The 20,801-nt window shown below is 72.5% G+C and carries 19 protein-coding genes and 1 tRNA gene; 13 read left to right on the forward strand and 7 right to left on the reverse strand.

From position 1 onward, the window contains the following. Window positions 1–15 precede the first annotated feature (15 nt). Both ACIF8T_RS02715 and ACIF8T_RS02720 read left to right on the forward strand, forming a co-directional pair. On the forward strand, window positions 16–1,635 hold the full coding sequence (locus ACIF8T_RS02715) for an MFS transporter (protein WP_400030391.1): 1,620 nt from the start codon (window positions 16–18) through the stop codon (window positions 1,633–1,635). Between the two features lie 243 nt (window positions 1,636–1,878). Continuing rightward, window positions 1,879–2,187 carry a small hydrophobic protein gene (locus ACIF8T_RS02720; RefSeq protein ID WP_400030393.1) on the forward strand — a complete coding sequence of 103 codons (309 nt, stop codon included), beginning with the start codon at window positions 1,879–1,881 and terminating at the stop codon, window positions 2,185–2,187. A gap of 59 nt (window positions 2,188–2,246) precedes the next feature. On the opposite strand, the gene ACIF8T_RS02725 is transcribed toward ACIF8T_RS02720, so the two are convergent. Together ACIF8T_RS02725 and aceE are read right to left on the reverse strand one after the other, a co-directional pair. Beyond that, a complete protein-coding gene (locus ACIF8T_RS02725) occupies window positions 2,247–3,059 on the reverse strand; it encodes a potassium channel family protein (protein ID WP_400030395.1) in 813 nt (270 codons plus the stop codon). A gap of 71 nt (window positions 3,060–3,130) precedes the next feature. Further along, complete coding sequence (aceE, locus tag ACIF8T_RS02730; protein WP_400030396.1) at window positions 3,131–5,878, reverse strand: pyruvate dehydrogenase (acetyl-transferring), homodimeric type; 2,748 nt, start codon at window positions 5,876–5,878, stop codon at window positions 3,131–3,133. Window positions 5,879–6,248: 370 nt separating this feature from the next. On the opposite strand from aceE, the gene ACIF8T_RS02735 reads away from it, so the two are divergent. From ACIF8T_RS02735 to ACIF8T_RS02760, 6 genes are all read left to right on the forward strand, one after another. Further along, window positions 6,249–6,686: a DUF3052 domain-containing protein gene (locus ACIF8T_RS02735; protein WP_400030398.1), complete on the forward strand. Its 438-nt coding sequence runs from the start codon at window positions 6,249–6,251 to the stop codon at window positions 6,684–6,686. 106 nt (window positions 6,687–6,792) lie between these two features. Next, the gene (locus tag ACIF8T_RS02740) at window positions 6,793–7,251 is read left to right on the forward strand and encodes a peroxiredoxin (protein ID WP_400030400.1); all 459 of its coding nucleotides are present in this window, start codon (window positions 6,793–6,795) and stop codon (window positions 7,249–7,251) included. Between the two features lie 141 nt (window positions 7,252–7,392). Continuing rightward, the gene (locus ACIF8T_RS02745) at window positions 7,393–7,968 is read left to right on the forward strand and encodes a calcium homeostasis/redox stress adaptation protein (RefSeq protein ID WP_400030402.1); all 576 of its coding nucleotides are present in this window, start codon (window positions 7,393–7,395) and stop codon (window positions 7,966–7,968) included. Between the two features lie 99 nt (window positions 7,969–8,067). Beyond that, a complete protein-coding gene (locus ACIF8T_RS02750) occupies window positions 8,068–8,643 on the forward strand; it encodes a TerD family protein (protein WP_400030404.1) in 576 nt (191 codons plus the stop codon). A gap of 75 nt (window positions 8,644–8,718) precedes the next feature. Next, window positions 8,719–9,861, forward strand: coding sequence for a DUF475 domain-containing protein (locus ACIF8T_RS02755; protein ID WP_400030406.1), 1,143 nt, complete (start codon window positions 8,719–8,721; stop codon window positions 9,859–9,861). A 131-nt stretch (window positions 9,862–9,992) separates the two neighbouring features. Further along, window positions 9,993–10,730, forward strand: a complete 738-nt coding sequence (locus ACIF8T_RS02760; RefSeq protein ID WP_400030408.1) for a Tellurium resistance — start codon at window positions 9,993–9,995, stop codon at window positions 10,728–10,730. 115 nt (window positions 10,731–10,845) lie between these two features. Here ACIF8T_RS02760 and ACIF8T_RS02765 read toward each other — a convergent pair whose 3' ends face one another. Further along, window positions 10,846–11,748 carry a TerD family protein gene (locus ACIF8T_RS02765; protein WP_400030409.1) on the reverse strand — a complete coding sequence of 301 codons (903 nt, stop codon included), beginning with the start codon at window positions 11,746–11,748 and terminating at the stop codon, window positions 10,846–10,848. A gap of 171 nt (window positions 11,749–11,919) precedes the next feature. Here ACIF8T_RS02765 and ACIF8T_RS02770 point away from each other — a divergent pair, with 171 nt between their 5' ends. From ACIF8T_RS02770 to ACIF8T_RS02780, 3 genes are read left to right on the forward strand one after another with little or no spacing between them, the layout of a single operon-like run. After that, complete coding sequence (locus tag ACIF8T_RS02770; protein ID WP_400030411.1) at window positions 11,920–13,086, forward strand: HpcH/HpaI aldolase/citrate lyase family protein; 1,167 nt, start codon at window positions 11,920–11,922, stop codon at window positions 13,084–13,086. 41 nt (window positions 13,087–13,127) lie between these two features. Beyond that, window positions 13,128–15,650 (forward strand): phosphoribosyltransferase, encoded by a 2,523-nt coding sequence (locus ACIF8T_RS02775; protein ID WP_400030412.1) that lies wholly within the window; start codon window positions 13,128–13,130, stop codon window positions 15,648–15,650. Further along, on the forward strand, window positions 15,650–16,462 hold the full coding sequence (locus ACIF8T_RS02780) for an HAD family hydrolase (RefSeq protein ID WP_400030414.1): 813 nt from the start codon (window positions 15,650–15,652) through the stop codon (window positions 16,460–16,462). Before ACIF8T_RS02775 ends, ACIF8T_RS02780 begins: the two co-directional genes overlap by 1 nt. Here ACIF8T_RS02780 and ACIF8T_RS02785 read toward each other — a convergent pair. From ACIF8T_RS02785 to ACIF8T_RS02800, 4 genes are all read right to left on the reverse strand, one after another. Further along, window positions 16,380–17,189 carry a DedA family protein gene (locus tag ACIF8T_RS02785; RefSeq protein WP_400030416.1) on the reverse strand — a complete coding sequence of 270 codons (810 nt, stop codon included), beginning with the start codon at window positions 17,187–17,189 and terminating at the stop codon, window positions 16,380–16,382. The genes ACIF8T_RS02780 and ACIF8T_RS02785 overlap by 83 nt on opposite strands. Before the next feature lie 171 nt (window positions 17,190–17,360). Beyond that, window positions 17,361–17,585 carry a zinc ribbon domain-containing protein gene (locus ACIF8T_RS02790; protein ID WP_400030418.1) on the reverse strand — a complete coding sequence of 75 codons (225 nt, stop codon included), beginning with the start codon at window positions 17,583–17,585 and terminating at the stop codon, window positions 17,361–17,363. Window positions 17,586–17,622: 37 nt separating this feature from the next. Beyond that, on the reverse strand, window positions 17,623–19,047 hold the full coding sequence (locus ACIF8T_RS02795; protein WP_400030420.1) for a hypothetical protein: 1,425 nt from the start codon (window positions 19,045–19,047) through the stop codon (window positions 17,623–17,625). 73 nt (window positions 19,048–19,120) lie between these two features. Next, window positions 19,121–19,966 carry a DUF4097 family beta strand repeat-containing protein gene (locus tag ACIF8T_RS02800; RefSeq protein ID WP_400030422.1) on the reverse strand — a complete coding sequence of 282 codons (846 nt, stop codon included), beginning with the start codon at window positions 19,964–19,966 and terminating at the stop codon, window positions 19,121–19,123. A gap of 268 nt (window positions 19,967–20,234) precedes the next feature. Between ACIF8T_RS02800 and ACIF8T_RS02805 the strand changes: the two genes are divergently transcribed. Together ACIF8T_RS02805 and ACIF8T_RS02810 are read left to right on the forward strand one after the other, a co-directional pair. Then, window positions 20,235–20,306, forward strand: a tRNA-Val gene (locus ACIF8T_RS02805). Between the two features lie 54 nt (window positions 20,307–20,360). Continuing rightward, window positions 20,361–20,756, forward strand: a complete 396-nt coding sequence (locus ACIF8T_RS02810; RefSeq protein WP_400030424.1) for a DUF6153 family protein — start codon at window positions 20,361–20,363, stop codon at window positions 20,754–20,756. Window positions 20,757–20,801 lie beyond the last annotated feature (45 nt).

The raw sequence follows: 20,801 nt of genomic DNA on the forward strand, positions 1-20,801 counted from the left end.
CATTAGCCTCAAGGTATGACTAGTCAGACCACCATCGACACGACGGGGTCGGGGGGCAGGGCGCCGGCCTCCCCGTCGGACGCGACGCCGGGCAAGGGGCTGCGCGGACACCCCTGGCTCACGCTCATCACCGTCGCAGTGGGGGTCATGATGGTGGCCCTCGACGGCACCATCGTGGCCATCGCCAACCCGGCCATCCAGAAGGACCTCAGCGCCACCTTCGCCGAGGTCCAGTGGATCACCAACGGCTACTTCCTCGCCCTCGCGGTCTCCCTGATCACCGCCGGCAAGCTCGGCGACCGCTTCGGCCACCGGCAGACCTTCCTCATCGGCGTGGTCGGCTTCGCGGCCGCCTCCGGTGCCATCGGCCTGTCCAGCAGCATCGCGCTGGTCGTCACCTTCCGCGTGCTGCAGGGCCTGTTCGGCGCGCTGCTGATGCCGGCCGCCCTCGGCCTGCTGCGGGCCACCTTCCCCGCCGAGAAGCTCAACATGGCCATCGGCATCTGGGGCATGGTCATCGGCGCCTCCACCGCGGGCGGCCCGATCCTCGGCGGTGTCCTCGTCGAGCACGTCAACTGGCAGTCGGTGTTCTTCATCAACGTGCCGGTCGGCATCCTGGCGGTCGTCCTCGGCGTCGTCATCCTGCTCGACCACCGCGCGCAGAACGCCCCGCGCTCCTTCGACATCCTCGGCATCGTCCTGCTGTCGGCCGCGATGTTCTGCCTGGTGTGGGCCCTGATCAAGGCCCCGGAGTGGGGCTGGGGCGACGGCAGGACGTGGGCGTTCCTCGCCGCCTCCGTGGTGGGCTTCGCGCTCTTCGCCGTCTGGGAGACCAAGGTCAGGGAACCGCTCGTCCCGCTGGGCCTGTTCCGCTCCGTCCCGCTCTCCGCGGGTGTCGTCCTGATGGTCCTGATGGCCATCGCCTTCATGGGCGGCCTGTTCTTCGTGACGTTCTACCTCCAGAACGTGCACGGCATGAGCCCGATCGACGCCGGCCTGCACCTGCTGCCGCTCACCGGCATGATGATCGTCGGCTCGCCGCTCGCCGGCGCGATGATCACCAAGTTCGGCCCGCGCGTCCCGCTGGCCGGCGGCATGGCGCTCACCGCGATCGCCATGTACGGCATGTCCACGCTGGAGACGGACACCGGCAGCGGCATCATGTCCGTCTGGTTCGCCCTGCTGGGCCTCGGCCTCGCGCCCGTCATGGTCGGCGCCACGGAGGTCATCGTGGGCAACGCGCCGATGGAGCTCTCCGGTGTCGCCGGCGGCCTCCAGCAGGCCGCGATGCAGATCGGCGGCAGCCTCGGCACGGCGGTGCTGGGCGCGGTGATGGCCTCCAAGGTCGACAACGACCTGGCCGGCAACTGGAAGGAGGCCGGTCTCCCGCAGCTCACGCCCGAACAGCTGGGCCAGGCCTCCGAGGCGGTCCAGGTCGGTGTGCCGCCGGTCGCCCCGGGCACGCCCGAGCAGATCGCCGCGAAGATCACCGAGGTCGCGCACGGCACGTTCATCGACGGCATGAGCCTGGCGTCGCTGACCGCCGCGGGCGTCGCGGCCGTCGCCGTGTTCGTCGCGTTCCTCACCAAGCGCGGGGAGAACGCCGAGGCGGGCGCGGGCGTCGGGCACATCTGACGGAGCGCCGCCGGTCCCGGCCGAGTTCGCCTATCAGGGTGAACAAGGCCGGTGATCCCTCCCCTTCGGCACGCGCCGCAGGTCACAGTGGGTCAAGTCCTCCGCAGGACATGGGGGACGCCGGCTGCGGCGCGCTGCCGGAGGGGGGCAGCGCGCAGGCAGCGGGATTGACCGCCGTATCGGGGGTACTCGCTTCACCGAACCCCGCAACGCATCCAACTGTCTGAGGGGTTCGGGGAGTTGATGATGGCGAGCTTCGGACACGGAACGCGCAGGCACCCCCGCTCACGTGGCCGGACGTGGTCACGGACCGGGCCGGATCGCGCGACGCTCGGAATCATCGGAGTCGTCTGCGCGGTCGCCGGGTTCTTCACGCTGGGGATCATCCTCGGCCCCGTCGCGATCGTCTGCGGCTGGCTCTCCATGGGACGCACCTGGGCGGGCGCCCGGCCGCTGCCGGCCGTGGTCGCCGTCGCCCTCGGCGCCGTGGACACGCTCCTGGCCGTCGTCTGGCTGGCCGGAGCGGCGACTCCGGGTCACGGCATGTTCTGACCCGGAGCAAGAAGAAAGGGCAGGGCCTCCGGCGGTGCGGCCGGGGGTCCTCCTGTGCGTCAGGGGCCTTCCGCGGGCCGGCGGGCACGGCCCGCCGACGGCACGCCCTTCAGCACCCCCGCCGGCGGCGGCCCCGCCTGCTCCGCCGCCGGGGCGCTCCTCAGCGCCGCCACCTCCTCGCGCAACGCCCGCACCTCCTCGGCCAGTTCCCGTATCGCCTGCGTCTGGCGCCGCTCCTCCACGTCGTCGTCGAAGCGCGCTATGAACCACGCGGCGATGTTCGCGGTCACCACACCCAGCAGGGCGATCCCGGACAGCATCAGCCCGACGGCCAGCATCCGCCCGAGCCCGGTGGTCGGCGCGTGGTCGCCGTACCCCACGGTGGTCATCGTCGTGAACGACCACCACACCGCGTCACCCAGCGTCTTGATGTTCCCGTCCGGCGAGTCCCGCTCCACCGACAGCACCGCCAGCGACCCGAACATCAGCAGGCCGACCACCGATCCGGCGACGTAGGTGGTGAGCCGTATCTGCGAGGCCATCCGGGCCCGCTGCCCGACCAGCAGCAGCGTCGACACCAGCCGCAGCAACCGCATCGGCTGCAGCAGCGGCAGCAGCACCGCCACCAGGTCGAGCCAGTGGGACCGCACGAAGTCCCCGCGCCGCTCGGCGAGGGCGAGCCGGACGGCGTAGTCGAGGGCGAACGCCCCCCACACCGCCCACTCCACGGCCTCGCACACGTCCACCACCGCGCGGCTCGCGTCGGGCCGGACGATCGGCACGGCGTAGGCGACCGCGAAGGCCAGGGCCAGGGCGAAGAGGGGCCGCTGCGCGTGCTGCTCCCAGCGGGCTTGGGCCGACTGCTGCTTCATGGCCGCATCGTAGGAAACGCGAAGGGGTGGTGTACCCGCAGGTGCACCACCCCTTGACGACGGCCCGTGCGCTACGCGTCGCCGCCCGCGACCCCCGGGTCGGCCGCCGACACGTCCAGCAGCCGGTACCGGTCGATCGCCTGCTTGAGCACCGAGCGGTCCACCTTGCCCTCGCGGGCCAGCTCGGTCAGCACCGCGACCACGACCGACTGCGCGTCGATGTGGAAGAAGCGGCGGGCCGCGCCCCGGGTGTCGGCGAAGCCGAAGCCGTCCGCGCCGAGGGACTGGTAGGTGCCCGGCACCCAGCGCGCGATCTGGTCGGGAACCGACCGCATCCAGTCGGAGACGGCCACGAACGGACCCTGCGCCCCGGCCAGCTTCCGCGTCACGTACGGCACCCGCTGCTCCTCCTCCGGGTGCAGCAGGTTGTGCTCCTCGCAGGCCACGGCGTCGCGCCGCAGCTCGTTCCAGGAGGTCGCCGACCAGACGTCCGCCCGGACGTTCCACTCCTCGGCGAGGATCCGCTGCGCCTCGATCGCCCAGGGCAGCGCCACGCCCGACGCCATGATCTGCGCCGGGATCGAGCCGGCCGTGCCCTCGCTGAAGCGGTAGATGCCCTTGAGGATGCCCTCGACGTCCACGTTCTCCGGCTCGGCCGGGTGCTGGATCGGCTCGTTGTAGACGGTCAGGTAGTAGAAGACGTCCTCGCCGTGCGGGTGCTCCTCGGAGCCGCCGTACATGCGGCGCAGGCCGTCCTTGACGATGTGCGCGATCTCGAAGCCGAACGCCGGGTCGTACGCCACGCACGCCGGGTTGGTCGAGGCGAGCAGCTGGGAGTGGCCGTCCGCGTGCTGGAGGCCCTCACCGGTCAGGGTCGTGCGGCCGGCGGTCGCGCCCAGCACGAAACCGCGCGCCAGCTGGTCGGCCATCTGCCAGAACTGGTCGCCGGTGCGCTGGAAACCGAACATCGAGTAGAAGACGTAGACCGGGATCAGCGGCTCGCCGTGGGTCGCGTAGGCCGATCCGGCGGCGATCAGGGAGGCCGTGCAGCCGGCCTCCGAGATGCCGTCGTGCAGCATCTGGCCGTTGGGCGACTCCTTGTAGGCGAGCAGCAGCTCGCGGTCGACCGCCTCGTACTGCTGGCCCAGCGGGTTGTAGATCTTCGCACTCGGGAAGAAGGAGTCCATGCCGAACGTGCGGTACTCGTCCGGCGCGATCAGCACGAACCGCTTGCCGATCTCCTTGTCCCGCATGAGGTCCTTGAGGAGCCGGACGAAGGCCATGGTCGTCGCGATGGACTGCTGACCCGAGCCCTTCTTCACGCTCGCGTACGTCTTGTCGTCGGGGAGCGCCAGCGGCTCGGAGCGGACCACGCGCGTGGGCACGTACCCGCCCAGGCTCTTGCGGCGGTCGTGCATGTACTGGATCTCCTCCGAGTTCCGGCCCGGGTGGTAGTACGGCGGCAGGCCGGACTCCAGCTCCTTGTCGGAGATCGGCAGGTGCAGGCGGTCCCGGAAGCGCTTGAGGTCGTCGACCGTCAGCTTCTTCATCTGGTGCGTGGCGTTGCGGCCCTCGAAGTTCGGGCCCAGCGTCCAGCCCTTGATCGTCTTGGCGAGGATGACCGTCGGCTGGCCCTTGTGCTCCACGGCCGCCTTGTAGGCCGCGAAGATCTTGCGGTGGTCGTGACCGCCGCGGCCCAGGTGCAGGATCTGGTCGTCGGTCATGTTCTCGACCATCGCGCGCAGCCGGTGGTCGTCGCCGAAGAAGTGGTCGCGGATGTACGCGCCGGACTCGGTGGCGTACGTCTGGAACTGCCCGTCCGGGGTCGTGTTCATCTTGTTGACCAGGATGCCGTCGCGGTCCTGCGCGAGCAGCGGGTCCCAGGTGCGGTCCCAGATCAGCTTGATCACGTTCCAGCCGGCACCCCGGAAGACCGACTCCAGCTCCTGGATGATCTTGCCGTTGCCGCGCACCGGGCCGTCCAGGCGCTGGAGGTTGCAGTTGACCACGAAGGTCAGGTTGTCCAGGCCCTCGCGCGCGGCGAGCGTGAGCTGGCCCAGCGACTCCGGCTCGTCCATCTCGCCGTCGCCGAGGAACGCCCAGACGTGTGACTTCGAGGTGTCGGCGATCCCGCGCGCGTGCATGTAGCGGTTCATGCGCGCCTGGTAGATCGCGCCGATCGGGCCGAGGCCCATCGAGACCGTCGGGAACTCCCAGAAGTCCGGCATCAGGCGCGGGTGCGGGTACGACGACAGGCCGTGCGGCGACTGCGACTTCTCCTGGCGGAAGCCGTCCAGGTGCTGCTCGCCGAGCCGGTCCAGCAGGTACGCGCGCGCGTAGATGCCCGGGGAGGCGTGGCCCTGGAAGAAGACCTGGTCCCCGCCGTCGCCCTCGTCCTTGCCGCGGAAGAAGTGGTTGAAGCCGACGTCGTACAGGGAGGCGGAGGAGGCGAACGTGGCGATGTGGCCGCCCACGCCGACGCCGGGCCGCTGGGCCCGCGAGACCATCACGGCCGCGTTCCAGCGGGTGGCGTTGAGGATCCTGCGCTCGATCTCCTCGTTGCCCGGGAAGAACGGCTCGCTCTTGGTGGGGATGGTGTTGACGTAGTCCGTGCTGCGCATCTCGGGCACGGCCACGCGCTTCTCGCGGGCCCGCTCGATCAGCCGCAGCATCAGGTAGCGGGCCCGCTCCCGGCCGCGCTCGTCGACGGCGGCGTCGAGGGAGTCGAGCCACTCCTGGGTCTCTTCGGGATCGAAGTCAGGAACCTGACTCGGAAGGCCGCCAATGATGATCGGGTTGCGATCGGATGCGGAAGCCACGCTGTTCCTTACCTGTCAGAGGGCCGCTGTTCGGGGGGTGTGCCTGCACCGTTCCCCATCGTGTACCTCGGGACGGCAAACGTCACCTTTACTGAGGGGTAACCGGTACCCGCCGGCGGCGGGCGGTTCCCAAACGCGCAAAGGGGGGCAGAAAGGTGTGGTGTGTGTCACCTGGGACCATGATGGTGTGCAGGGAGTTGCGGTGACACGGCCAGGATCGTCACCGTTTCGGCGGTCTGAACGGCCGGGTACTTGCGCGATCCGTCCCGCCCGTGTGGACTACGGCCAATGCTTCGCGCACGCGCGTGGCTGAGACTCCCCCACGAACTGGGGGGTACCCCCATCCAAGAACATGATCAGGAGGCAACCCGTGAGCGCGACCGCGGACCACGCGGAGGAGCGGACGAACCCTGCCGGCAGGCTGGGGTTCCAGCCCGGGCAGGTGGTCCAGGAGATCGGCTACGACGACGACGTCGACCAGGAGCTCCGCGAGGCCATCGAGGAAACCATCGAGGGCGACCTGGTCGACGAGGACTACGACGACGTGGCCGACGCCGTTGTGCTGTGGTTCCGTGACGACGACGGCGACCTGACGGATGCGCTGGTGGATGCCACCACGTACATCGAAGAAGGCGGCGCGATCCTGCTCCTCACGCCGAAGACCGGCCGTGCGGGGTATGTGGAGCCGAGCGACATCTCGGAGGCCGCCACGACGGCCGGCCTCACGGCGTCCAAGAGCGTCAGCGTCGGCAAGGACTGGAGCGGCAGCCGGCTGGCGACGCCGAAGGCCGCGAAGGCCAAGCGCTAGCCGCAGGACCGGGCGGGCCGACCACGTCGGCCCGCCCGCCGGCCTGTGACGCTCCCTGCGTAGGGTGGTTCCGTCCGAACAACCCTCCGAAGGGACGAACAGCGCGATGGCGATCCAGGTCGGCGAGAAGGCCCCCGACTTCGAGCTCAAGGACAACCACGGCGCGACCGTGAAGCTCTCCGACTTCCGCGGTCACAAGAACGTGGTGCTGCTCTTCTACCCCTTCGCCTTCACCGGCGTGTGCACGGGCGAGCTGTGCGAGCTGCGCGACAACCTGCCGCAGTTCTCCGACCGCGACACCCAGCTGCTCGCGGTCTCCAACGACTCCATCCACACCCTGCGCGTCTTCGCCGAGCAGGAGGGCCTGGAGTACCCGCTGCTGTCGGACTTCTGGCCGCACGGCAACGTCTCGCGCGCGTACGGCGTCTTCGACGAGGACAAGGGTTGCGCCGTGCGCGGGACCTTCGTCATCGACAAGGAGGGCGTCGTGCGGTGGACCGTGGTCAACGGCCTGCCGGACGCCCGCGACCTGAACGACTACGTGAAGGCGCTCGACACCCTGTGACGTTCCCGGAGCCCCCCGACACCCTGTGATTCTTCGGCTCCGGGGCCTGCGGGGGGCGGGAACCCGTCACTAGGATCGACTCGTTGATCCGACATCCGAGCACTACGGGGCACCCCGCCCCTGGACACCAATGGAGGACTCGTGGGAGTCAGCCTCAGCAAGGGCGGCAACGTATCGCTGACCAAGGAGGCGCCGGGCCTGACCGCGGTCATCGTCGGTCTGGGGTGGGACGTCCGCACCACGACCGGCACCGACTTCGACCTGGACGCGAGCGCGCTGCTGCTGAACAGCTCCGGCAAGGTCGCCAGCGACGCGCACTTCGTCTTCTTCAACAACCTCAAGAGCCCGGACGGCTCGGTCGAGCACACCGGTGACAACCTCACCGGCGAGGGCGAGGGCGACGACGAGCAGATCAAGGTCGACCTCGCCGGCGTCCCGGCCGACGTCGAGAAGATCGTCTTCCCGGTCTCCATCTACGACGCCGAGAACCGCCAGCAGTCCTTCGGCCAGGTCCGCAACGCGTTCATCCGCGTGGTGAACCAGGCCGGCGGCGCCGAGATCGCCCGCTACGACCTGAGCGAGGACGCCTCCACCGAGACCGCGATGGTCTTCGGTGAGCTGTACCGGCACGGCGCGGAGTGGAAGTTCCGCGCCATCGGCCAGGGCTACGCCTCGGGCCTGCGCGGCATCGCGCAGGACTTCGGCGTGAACGTCTGAGCCGTTCCGAAGGTCTCTGTCCGGCGTCGCACGGTTTAGGTGCGGCGCCGGACGCGTAGGACAGCCACAGAAGCATCGCCTCGGGAGGGGACCAGCATCATGGGCGTCACGCTCGCCAAGGGGGGCAACGTCTCCCTGTCCAAGGCCGCACCGAACCTCACGCAGGTGATGGTCGGGCTCGGCTGGGACGCGCGTTCCACCACCGGAGCCCCGTTCGACCTCGACGCCAGCGCCCTGATGTGCAGCGGAGGCCGGGTGCTGGGGGACGAGTGGTTCGTCTTCTACAACCAGCTCAAGAGCCCGGACGGCTCGGTCGAGCACACCGGTGACAACCTCACCGGCGAGGGCGACGGCGACGACGAGTCGATCCTGATCGACCTCTCCAAGGTGCCGCCGCAGGTCGACAAGATCGTCTTCCCGGTCTCGATCCACCTGGCCGACGAGCGCGGCCAGACCTTCGGCCAGGTCAGCAACGCCTTCATCCGCGTGGTGAACCAGGCGGACGGCCAGGAGCTCGCCCGTTACGACCTGAGCGAGGACGCCTCCACCGAAACGGCGATGATCTTCGGCGAGGTCTACCGGTATCAGGGCGAATGGAAGTTCCGGGCCGTGGGACAGGGGTACGCGTCGGGCCTGCGGGGGATCGCTCTAGACTTCGGAGTCAATGTTTCGTAAAGCCGGGTACGGCGTGGGGCAAATTCCCCGCCAAGCTTCGCTTGGGGGTACCCCCAACACACGATTGGGTAGCCAGTGGTTCTGAAAACCTTCGGGTGGTCGTTCGCGGTCACCGCGCTCGGCCTGGTCGCAGCGGTCCTGTTCGGGGGGTGGACCGCGTTCGGCATCGTGGCGATCCTCTCGATCCTCGAGATTTCGCTGTCCTTCGACAACGCGGTGGTCAACGCCGGGATCCTGAAGAAGATGAATGCCTTCTGGCAGAAGATCTTCCTCACCATCGGCATCCTGATCGCCGTCTTCGGCATGCGGCTGGTCTTCCCCGTCGTGATCGTCGCCGTCAGCGCCCAGCTCGGCCCGATCGAGGCGGTCGACCTGGCGCTCAGCGACAAGGACCGCTACCAGGAGCTCGTCACCGACGCCCACCCGGCGATCGCCGCCTTCGGCGGCATGTTCCTGCTGATGATCTTCCTGGACTTCATCTTCGAGGACCGGGACATCAAGTGGCTGACCTGGCTGGAGCGGCCGCTGGCCAAGCTCGGCAGGGTCGACATGCTCTCGGTGTGCATCGCGCTGATCGTCCTGCTGATCTCGGCGCTGACCTTCGCCACCCACGCCCACCAGCACGGCGGCGCGCACGTGGACAAGGCCGAGACGGTGCTGCTGTCCGGCATCGCCGGCCTGATCACGTACATGATCGTGGGCGGGCTGTCCGGCTACTTCGAGGACAAGCTCGAAGAGGAGGAGGAGCGCGAGCACGAGGCCGAGGAGGAGGCCGAGCGCACCGGCAGGCCCAAGTCGGCGGTCGCGCTGGCCGGCAAGGCCGCCTTCTTCATGTTCCTCTACCTGGAGGTCCTGGACGCCTCGTTCTCCTTCGACGGCGTCATCGGCGCGTTCGCCATCACCAACGACATCGTGCTGATGGCGCTGGGCCTGGGCATCGGCGCCATGTACGTCCGCTCGCTCACCGTCTACCTGGTCCGCCAGGGCACCCTGGACGACTACGTCTACCTGGAGCACGGCGCCCACTACGCCATCGGCGCCCTGGCGCTGATCCTGCTCGTCACCATCCAGTACGAGATCAACGAGATCGTCACCGGTCTCATCGGCGTCGTCCTGATCGGCGCCTCCTTCTGGTCCTCCGTGCGCCGCAACAAGCGGCTGGCGGCGGCCGAAGGCACGGACTCGGACGACAAGACCGAGGTGTCGTCCGGGGTGTGACGGCCCTCCGCGTGAGGAACGCTCTGTGCGGGGCGGCCACCGAGGACGACTCCTCGGGGCCGCCCCGCCGGTCGTCGAGGCCCGTGGGTTCCCGTGACCCGCGGGCCCTTCACATGAACCTGGGGGCGGGAATGGGACTCTTCGACGGACTCTGGCGCGGACGCGGTGCCGACTTCGACTCGGGCAACGCCGCGAGCAACGCCATCGAACTGACCAAACGGCACAGTCAGGTCTCCCTGACCAAGCAGGGCGCGGCCACCGGCCACCTGCGCATCAACCTGTCCTGGCGGATGCGGACCTCCGACTTCGGCGGCGCGCAGCGCGAGAGCCTGCTGCGCCACCCCTTCAAGGCGCTCAAGCCGCCGGAGGTGATCGGCCACAGCCAGAGCATGGTCAACGTCGACCTCGACCTGGGCTGCCTGTACGAGCTCCAGGACGGCACCAAGGGCGTCGTCCAGCCCCTCGGCGGCTACCTCGGCGACGTCAACGCCCCGCCGTACGTCAAGCTCAGCGGCGACGACCGGTTCGGCTCCGGGTCCGGCGAGACGATCTACGTCAACCTCGACCACCGCGAGAACATCAAGCGGCTGCTCGTCTTCGCGTACATCTACGACCAGACACCCGCGTTCGACCGTACGCACGCCGTCGTGACGCTGTACCCGAGCAACGGCCCGCGCATCGAGATAAGCCTGGACGAACGGCACCCCCAGGCCCGGTCCTGCGCGGTGGTGCTGATCGAGAACGTGAAGCAGGAGATCGTCGTGCGGCGCGAGGTGAAGTTCGTCTACGGCTTCCAGGCGGAGCTCGACCGGCTGTACGGGTGGGGGCTGCAGTGGGGGCGGGGGTACAAGACGAAGGCCCAGCGCTGAGGGGCGCTGCCGCCGGGCCGGGTGTGCCTCGGGGGGCCGGGGCGCGTCCGTCGTCCGGCGGGCTCCTGGTGGCCCGTCGCGCGGTTCCCCGCGCCCCCGAAGGGGCGCGGCCCGGCTACCGGCCGAGGAACTGGGGGCCCTGCGGCGGGAGTCTGAAGTCGGGGTCGGGGGCGGGCGCTGCGGGGTAGCCGTAGCCGGGCCGGGCCCCCGCGGTCGCGGGGGACGGGGACTGGGGGTACCCGTACGCGGACGGGTGCGGGTAGCCGTAGGAGGGGGCCGTGGTCGCCGGGGGCTGCTGCGTGGTCGCCGGGGGCTGCTGCGTCGTCGCGGGCGGCTGCTGCGGGTAGCCGTACGTGGGCTGGGCCGGGACGCCCGGGGGCTGCTCCGGGGGCAGCGGGCGGGACAGGTCCGGCGCGGGGTGCGCGGGGCCGGGCCGGGTGGGGCCGGCCGCCGCGGACTCCTCCTGCGCCGCCTCCGACTCGTCGACCGAGATGCCGAAGTCGGTCGCCAGTCCCTTCAGGCCGTTGGAGTAGCCCTCGCCCAGCGCGCGGAACTTCCAGGCCTCGCCGCGCCGGTACAGCTCGCCGCAGATCAGCGCGGTCTCCTGGCCCGTCTCCGGCTTCACGTCGAAGTACGCCAGCGGTTCCCCGTCGGCGCGGGCCGCGTCGTACAGCAGGATGCGCAGGTCCCGTACGCGGTCGAAGGTGACGCCGTCCGCCGAAGCGACCAGGAGAATCCGGCCGACCTCGGACTCGACACCGGCGCAATCTGTCTGGATCGTGTCGGTGAGGCCCTCGGCGACCCGCTTCTTGCCGAGCCGCCAGACCTTCCCGGAGGGGTGCCGGGGCTGGTTGTAGAAGACGAAGTCCTCGTCGGAGCGCACACGGCCGTCGGGACCGAGGAGCAGCGCGGAGGCGTCGACGTCCGGTACCCCCTGCCCGGGCGTCCAGCGCAGCACGGCACGTACCGTGGTGGCTTCGAGCGGGACGTTCGACCCCTTCAGCATCGCGTGCGTCATGCCGTCATCCTGCCCTCTCCGTCCTGGTCACGACAACGCGGGGGTATGTCGTCGACACAGCCGGGTTACCTGGAATTCATGACCGACGGGAACCCCGGACACAGATCTCTACGTACTATTACCGGCCACCTTTCGACATCACAGGCCGCCCAGCCACCACGGGGGAGTTCAATGCGTCATTTCGGGCATATCGCCCCTGAGGTGCGGAAGCGTCTCTTCTACCGGGAGCCGGTCGAGTTCACCCCGGACTCCCCGGCCCGGCTGCTCGCCGCGGCCCTGGGCGCGACGCTCTACAGCCCGGCGACCCGGCCGCAGCTCGCCGACGACATCGTCAAGCAGGCCGGTCGCGGCGTGGTGTCGATGGTGCTGTGCCTGGAGGACTCGATCGACGACGCGGACGTCCCGGCCGGCGAGGAGAACCTCGTCAGGCAGTTCGCGGACCTCGCCGCACGGCCCGGGGCGGCGCTGCCGCTGCTGTTCGTCCGGGTCCGCGCCCCCGAGCAGATCCCCGACCTGGTCCGGCGCCTCGGCCCCGCCGTGCGGCTGCTGTCCGGATTCGTGCTGCCGAAGTTCACCGAGGAACGCGGCGTGCCCTTCCTGGAGGCGCTCGCCGACGCGGAGGCCGCCTGCGGGCGGCGGCTGTTCGCCATGCCGGTCCTGGAGTCGCCGGAGCTGCTGTACCGGGAGTCCCGCGTGGCGACCCTGGAGGGCATCTCCCGCGCGGTCGACAAGTACCGCGACCGCGTGCTGGCGCTGCGCCTGGGCGTGACGGACTTCTGCTCCTCCTACGGGCTGCGCCGGGCCCCGGACATGACGGCGTACGACGTGCAGGTCGTCGCCTCCGTGATCGCCGACGTGGTGAACATGCTGGGGCGGGCCGACGGCAGCGGCTTCACGGTGACCGGGCCGGTGTGGGAGTACTTCCGGGTCCAGGAGCGCATGTTCAAGCCGATGCTGCGGCAGAGCCCGTTCCTGGAGGTGCAGGCCGTGGAGCTGCGCGAGAAGCTGATCGAGCACGCCATGGACGGCCTGCTGCGGGAGATCTCCCTGGACCACGCCAACGGCCTGCTCGGCAAGACCTGCATCCACCCCTCCCACGTCCTGCCCGTGCACGCCCTGTCGGTGGTCAGCCACGAGGAGTTCAGCGACGCCCAGGACATCCTGCGGCCGGAACGCTGCGGCGGGGGCGTGCTCAGGTCGGCGTACACGAACAAGATGAACGAGGTGAAGCCGCACCGCGCCTGGGCGGAGCGGACCCTGCTGCGCGCCGAGGTCTTCGGCGTGGCGAACGAGGACGTCGGCTTCGTGGAGCTGCTCGCGGCCGGACTGCCCGGCTGACCGCCGGCACGCGAGGACCACGGAAGCCGGCACGACAACGCATGGAGAGAGCAGTGAACGAGGGGGTGCGTCCCGGAGGGACGCGCGACGCGGCGGCGGACGGCCCGGCGGACGGGGCGGGCGGCGTCTGGTCCGGCCGGTGGGTCGCCGAGCGGCTCGGCGTCGAACTGGCCGGTGACGACGCGCTGACCGGCCTGCTGGGGCTCGCGCTGCGCCGCAACCCCAAGCGGGCGCACCTGCTCGTGTCCCACGTGCTCGGCAAGCACGTACCGCAGTCGCCGTCCGTCGTCTACGGCCACGGGCTGGCGCTCGGGCGCCGGGTGCGGGAGCTGCTGGGCCCCGGCGAGGCGCGCGAGGCGGTCGTCCTCGGCTACGCGGAGACGGCGACCGGTCTCGGCCACGCGGTGGCCGACGGCATCGGCGTGGCCCCGTACCTGCACTCCACCCGCCGGCCGGTGCCGGGCGTGGCCCCGGCGGGCGGCTTCGAGGAGTCCCACTCGCACGCCACCTCGCACCTGCTGCTGCCGGAGGACCCGGCGCTGCTGGTCGGCGACGGCCCGCTCGTCCTGGTCGACGACGAGTTCTCCACCGGCAACACGGTCCTGAACACCATCCGCGACCTGCACCAGCGCTACCCGCGCGGGCGGTACGTCGTGGTCGCCCTGGTCGACATGCGGTCGCCCGCCGACGCCGGCCGCCTGGACGACCTCGCCCGCGAGATCGGCGCCCGCGTCGACCTGGTCGCCGCCGCCTCGGGCACGGTGCGGCTGCCGGAGGACGTGCTGGCGAAGGGGCAGGAGCTGGTCGCCCGGTACGAGACGGAGGCCGGCGACGCGCGCCCGGCGGCCTCCGGGGGCGCGGACGGCCGTGTCACGCGCGTCGAGCTGGGCTGGCCGCGCGGGCTGCCCGACGGGGGACGGCACGGGTTCACCCCCGCGCACCGCGAGCGGCTGGAGGGCGCCCTGCCCGCCATGGCCGCGCGGCTCGCGCGGGCGCTGCCCGCCGGCGCCCGCCGCGTCCTCGTCCTCGGCTTCGAGGAGCTCATGTACGCGCCGCTGCGACTCGCCCGCGAGCTGGAGCGGGCCGTCGACGCCGAGGTGCGGTTCTCCACCACCACCCGCTCGCCCGTCCTGCCGGTCGACGACCCCGGCTACGCGATACGCACCCGCCTGGTCTTCCCCGCGCACGACGACCCCGCCGACGGCCCCGGCGACCGCTACGCCTACAACGTGGCGGGCGCCGGCTTCGACGCCGTGGTCGCCGTCGTCGACTCGGTCGCCGACACCGCGCGGCTGCACGCGCCCGACGGCCTGCTGGCCCGGCTCGCCGCGCACACCCCGCAGGTCCTCCTCGCGGTCGTCCCGAGCTACGTCCCCGAGCCCCTGTACGTCCCCGAAAGGACCTCCATGCTGCCCGAACCCCTGCGCGGCCCCGCCTTCTCCTCGTACGCGCCCGAGGAGGTCGGCTGGCTGCTGCAGGACCTCTCGGACGTGACGCTGGAGGCGCCGACCGAGGAGCGCGAGGAGGCGATCCAGAGCGGCGGGGCGCACTACGCCGAGTCGCTGCCGGTGGAGTACCAGCCCACCGAGCAGTACCAGCAGCTCTTCCACGCGGCGCTGGACACCTCGGCGGCCCGCATCGCCCGGGCGGTCGGCGTGGTCACCGAGGCCGTCCTCGCCGAGCGGTCCCCCCGCCCCGTCCTGGTCTCCCTGGCCCGCGCGGGCACGCCGGTCGGCATCCTGATGCGCCGCTGGGCCCGGTACCGGCACGGCCTGGAGCTGCCGCACTACGCCGTCTCCATCGTCCGCGGCCGCGGCATCGACGCCAACGCGCTGCGCTGGCTCGCCGAGCACCACGACCCGCGCGACGTCGTCTTCGTCGACGGCTGGACCGGCAAGGGCGCCATCACCCGCGAACTCGCCCAGGCGGTCGCCGAGTTCGAGAAGTCCGGCGGCGCCGCCGGCTTCGACCCGGAGATCGCGGTGCTGGCCGACCCGGGCGCGTGCGTGCGGACGTACGGCACCCGCGAGGACTTCCTCATCCCCTCCGCCTGCCTCAACTCCACGGTGTCCGGCCTGGTCTCCCGCACGGTGCTGCGGGCGGACCTGGTGGGTCCGCACGACTTCCACGGCGCGAAGTTCTACCGCGAACTCGCCGGCGCCGACGTCTCGGTGGCCTTCCTCGACGCGGTGTCCGCCCGCTTCGAGGAGGTCACCGGCGAGGCCGACGCCCAGGCGAAGGAACTGCTCGCCACCGACCGCACCCCCACCTGGGAGGGCTGGGCGGCCGTCGAGCGCATCAGTGAGGAGTACGGCATCCACGACGTCAACCTGGTCAAGCCCGGAGTCGGCGAGACCACCCGGGTCCTGCTGCGCCGCGTGCCCTGGAAGGTGCTGGCCCGGGCCGGCGCGGGCCGCGACCTCGACCACGTCCGCCTGCTGGCCGAGCAGCGCGGCGTGCCCGTCGAGGAGGTCGACGGCCTGCCCTACACCTGCGTCGGCCTGATCCACCCCCGGTACACGCGGGGCGCGACCGGCGCCGACGGCAAGGCGGTGGCGGTCTGATGCCGGTGCTCGTCGCCAGCGACCTCGATCGCACGCTGATCTACTCCGCCGCCGCCCTGGCGCTGACCATGCCGGACGCCCGGGCGCCCCGGCTGCTGTGCGTGGAGGTGCACGAGAGCAGGCCGCTGTCCTACCTGACGGAGACGGCCGCCCAGCTCCTGACCGACCTCGGCGACACGGCGCTGTTCGTGCCGACCACGACCCGCACCCGCAAGCAGTACCAGCGCATCAACCTGCCGGGCCCCGCCCCGAAGTACGCCATCTGCGCCAACGGCGGGCACCTGCTGGTGGACGGCGTCTCCGACCCGGACTGGCAGGCGCGGGTGACGGCCCGGCTGGCCGACGAGTGCGCCTCGCTCGACGAGGTGAGCGAGCACCTGATGCGGGAGGCCGACCCGGCCTGGGTCCGCAAGCACCGCATCGCCGAGGACCTGTTCGTCTACCTCGTCGTCGAGCGCGAACTGCTTCCCGAGGACTGGGTGAAGGAGCTCGCGGTGTGGGCGGAGAACCGCGGCTGGACCGTCTCGCTGCAGGGCCGCAAGATCTACGCGGTGCCCAAGCCGCTCACCAAGAGCGCGGCGATGCGCGAGGTCGCCCGTCGCAGCGGCGCCACCCTCGCCCTGGCCGCCGGCGACTCCCTCCTCGACGCCGACCTCCTGCTGGCCGCCGACCGCGGCTGGCGCCCCGGCCACGGCGAACTCGCCGACAGCGGCTGGACGGCGCCCGCGATCAGCGCGCTTCCCGAGCGGGGCGTCCTGGCCGGGGAGCGGATCCTGCGGGAGTTCCTGCGGGCGGTGCGGCAGGCGGGGTGACGCCCGGGTCCTCCGCGTCCTCCGGGTCCCGGGGCCGGTCGTCCGCGCGCCCCCGCCGGCGCCGGCCGGCCCCCGGCCGCAGCAGGCGCACACCGGCGAACGCCAGCACGGCCAGGGCGGCCACGGCGAGGACGCCCTTGGAGTACGTGGAGACGATCCGGGTGACCTCGGGCCAGTTGTCCCCGAGGGCGTAACCGGCCAGCACGAACACGGTGTTCCAGAGCGCGCTGCCCAGCGTGGTGAGCCCGAGGAACACCGGCAGCCGCATGCGCTCGACGCCCGCCGGCACGGAGATCAGGCTGCGGAAGACGGGGATCATCCGGCCGAAGAACACCGCCTTGGTGCCGTGCCGCAGGAACCACGCCTCGGTCCGCTCGATGTCCGCGGCCTTCACCAGCGGCAGCCGCGCCGCCAGCGCCACCGTCCGGTCCCGGCCGAGCAGCGCGCCGATCCCGTACAGCGCGAGCGCGCCGATCACCGAGCCCGCCGTCGTCCACACCAGGACGGCGATCAGGCTCATCCGGCCGCTGCTCGCCGCGAACCCGGCGAGCGGCAGGATCACCTCGCTGGGCAGGGGAGGGAAGAGGTTCTCCAGCGCGATGGCCAGCCCGGCACCGGGCGCGCCCAGCGCGTCCATGAGGTCGATGATCCACTGCGGGGCGGCACCGCCGCCCGCGGCGAGCACGGGTGCCGCCCCGGCCGTCGTCTGCGCTGCGATGGCTGTCATGCCCAGCACGGTAGGAAACGAAGGCTGAAGAGAGGCTGAGGACGGCCGCGGGGCGGGTGCGCGGCGCGGCCGGCCCCGCCCGGGGCGGCGAACGGCGCGGGGCGGCGGCCGCCGGTCGCCGGCGGGGCGCGGCCCCGGCCGGTGACTGCTCAGGTCCGCCGGTGGCCCGGGTCAGCCGCAGCAACCCCCGCCGCAGCAGCCGCCGCCTCCGCCGGTGCGGGGGGCGGGAGCGGCGGCCGGGGCGGTGGAGGTGCCGCCCACCGCGACGGTGGAGAGCAGCTTCACGGTGTCGTCGTGGCCCCCCGGGCAGGTGGCCGGGGCGGAGGACTCCGCCATCGGACGGCTGAGTTCGAAGGTGTCGCCGCAGGTACGGCAGCGGTACTCGTAGCGAGGCATGGGCACAGGGTAACCGGCGCCCGGGCGGCGCGGCCGGTCAGTGCCGGCCCGCGCCCCGCTCCTCGCGGATCCGGGCGACCACCTCGGCCACCGTCCGCCGCACGGCCTCCGTCTCCGTGAGGAAGTGCCAGTAGTCGGGGTGGCGGCCCTCCAGGGTGGCGATCGCGCGGTCCAGGCGGGCCACCGCGTCGTCCAGGGGCCGGGCGTGGCGCGGGTCGGGCGTGGTGCGGCCCGCCATCGCCAGCCGCTGGGCGTCGCGCAGGGCGAAACGGGTGCGGTCGATCTCCTGCCGGGGGTCCTTCTGCACGGCGTTCAGCCGCCGCAGGCGGTCGCCGGCGGCCGAGACCGCCTCGTCGGTGGAGTTCAGCAGCGCCCGGACGGTCGACAGGAGGGCGGTGGCGTCCGGCCAGCGCTGGTCGTCCCGGGCGGCCTGCGCCTCGGCCAGCTTCCGCTCGGCCTGCCGCACGGCCTCGGCGGCCCGGTCCGGCACGTGCTGGAGGTCCTGCCAGCAGGCCACCGTGAACCGCCGGCGCAGCTCGCTCAGGACCGGCTCGACCTGCTCGGCGCGCGTGGTGAGGGCCTGGGCGCGGGTCCGCAGGGAGACCAGCCGGTGATCGGTCTCGGCGGCCCGCTCGGGCAGCCGCTCGGCCGCGACCCGGACGGCCTCGGCCTCCCGCGTGACCCGCTCGGCCCGCTCCAGGGTCTGCGGCACGCCGTGCTGCCCGGCGCCCTGGTTCAGCCTGGTCAGGTCCGGGGAGAGCGCCGCGAGCCGGGCGGCGAGGTCGTCCGCCCGCAGGCCCGCCCCCCGTACGGTGTCGAGGGCGCCGGAGGCGGCGAGCAGGGCCTGCCGGGCGCGTTCGACCGCGGGGGCGAGCCGGGCGAGCTGGGTCTCGGCCTTGCCGATCAGCGGTCCGAGGCCGTCGGCGAACCGGTCCAGCTCCTGCCTGACCCGGCCGAGCTCCTCCTTCGCCGCGGTCAGCTCGGCGCGGGCGCGGGACGCGGCCGACGCCTCCAGGTCGTCGCGGTCCAGGTCGTGGGCGTCGACGGCGTCGATGTACCGGCGGCTGGCCTCGTCGATGCGCCGGCCGAGCGCCTCGAAACCGGCGACCGCGCGCCGCGCCGCGGGGGAGTCGTCGACGGCACTGATCGTCTCGATCGAGATCCGCAGGTCGCGCTGCGCGGTGTCGAGGTCGTAGAACGCGGCCGCCGCCGCGTCCTTGGCGGCCTGCGCCTCGGCCCGCTCGTTCTCCGCCCGGCCGCCGAACCAGCGCCGGGTGCCGCCGCCGGCGAACGCGGCGGGCAGTGCCAGGGCGACGGCCAGCGGCAGTGCCGCCAGCGTCAGCAGGTCACGGAGCGGCCCGGGGGTGCGGCGCGGGCGGGCCGCCCGGCGGTGTCCGGGACGGCGCACGCGGCGGACGCACGGCGCCGACGGCGGGTCCGGCTGTGCTGGTGTCGCCGTCACATCCCTCTCCCGCACTGTCGTCCGCCCTGCCCGGTTCATTCTCCCACCGGTTATGGACGAACACACGGGCCGTTCAGTTCGCGGTCCTGACGGTGATTCGGCCGTCCTCGGTGCGGGCGGCGATCACGTGGGAGCTGGTGTCGTCCCGGGGCACGGACACGTCGACCCCGCCGTCCTGCGCCCCGGTGGTCACCCGGTACGCGGCCCGGGGCACCGCGATGGTCACGCTGCCGTCGGCGCTGCGGCCGCGCACCAGGTCGGGGACGACACCGAGGGCGAGGCTGACCGAGCCGTCCTGCGTCTCGGCGCGCACCGTCCGGGAGGAGACCTCGGCGCGCATCGACCCGTCGGCGGTGCGCAGGTCCAGGGGACCGGTGGAGTCGGTGACGTGGACCGACCCGTCGGCCGTCCGGACGCTCAGCGGGTCGCGGAAGCCCCGGGCCCGCACGCTGCCGTCGCCGTCCTCGACCTCGACGGCGACGCCGCGCGGCACCTCGACGCGGTGGCCGGCCGCGCAGTCGGTGAGCAGACCGGAGCACTTCAGGCGCAGTCGGAGCCGGTCGTCGCGCAGGGACCAGGTGACCTCGGGGGTCCCGCCGACGACGACCGAGCCCCGGAACCACCGGGTGACCCTCACCTCGCCCGCCCGGTGCGTGTCCGCGGCGACGATGTCGAGCGCCGAGTCGTCGGAGTCGATGGTCAGGGTGCGCCCCTGCAGGGCGAAGGTCCGGTGGTCGGGGTCCTCGTCGTCCCCGGCGGAGGCGCCGCAGGCGGCGAGGCCCGCGACGGCCACGAGCACGGCGGCGGCGACGGCGGCGGTGCGGACGCCCCGTGCCGGGCCGGACCGTGCGGTGCCGGTGCCGGTACCGGTGTGGGCGGACGCGGAGCGGGTGGCGGTGCGGGTGGCGGTGCGGGCCATGACGGTTCCCCCTGGGACGGCGGCTCCCCCGGGACGGCCGGTGTCCCCCGGCGGCGCGGGGGGACCGTTTCGCCGGGGCGGCGAGGTGGTCGGTGCGGGCCCCTCGACCGTACGGACCCGGGGCGGGCGGCAGGATGCGGCGCACACCCGGGTCCGGGGTGGGGCCGGCCCCCGCACCGCCCGGCCGGCCGCGCGGACGGGGTGTGGGGGACAGCGCCCGCGGCCATGTAGGCTGTCGACTCGTCCTGGGTGCACAGCCCGGGGGAGCGGGTGCGTAGCTCAGGGGTAGAGCGCCTGCCTTACAAGCAGGATGTCGGCGGTTCGAAACCGTCCGCGCCCACCGGGATCACGAGGAACGCCCCGGGCCGTCGTCGGCCCGGGGCGTTTTTCTAGGATGGGGCCCGTGCACAGCCCGAAGCAGCAGGACCGGCGACCGCCGTCGCGGTGGCGGCGGGCCGTGTGCGTGCTCGGGCTGCTGGCGGGGGTGCTGGCGATGCACGGGCTGGCGCCCGGCGGCGGTGCCCCGGAGCACTCCCACGCCCGGTCCGCGGCGGTCGCCGCGGCGCACCACGACGCGTGCCCCGACGGGCACTGCGGCGGACACGCCCGGCACGCCGACCCGTCCTGCGCGTCGGCGGCGGTGGGCGGCGGGCCGGTGCTGCCGGTGCCGGCCGCCGACCCGGTTCCCGCCCCCGCACCGGCCGGGCCCGGCCGGTCCTGCCCGAGCGCGGACCCCGACGGCGGCCGTGCCCCGCCCGACCTGGCCGAGCTCCAGCTCCTGCGGATCTAGAGGCCCGCACCCGCACCGCGCCCGCCGGGCGCGGCGCGGCAGCGC

This window comes from Streptomyces sp. NPDC085946, assembly GCF_044540485.1.
GTDB lineage: Bacteria > Actinomycetota > Actinomycetes > Streptomycetales > Streptomycetaceae > Streptomyces.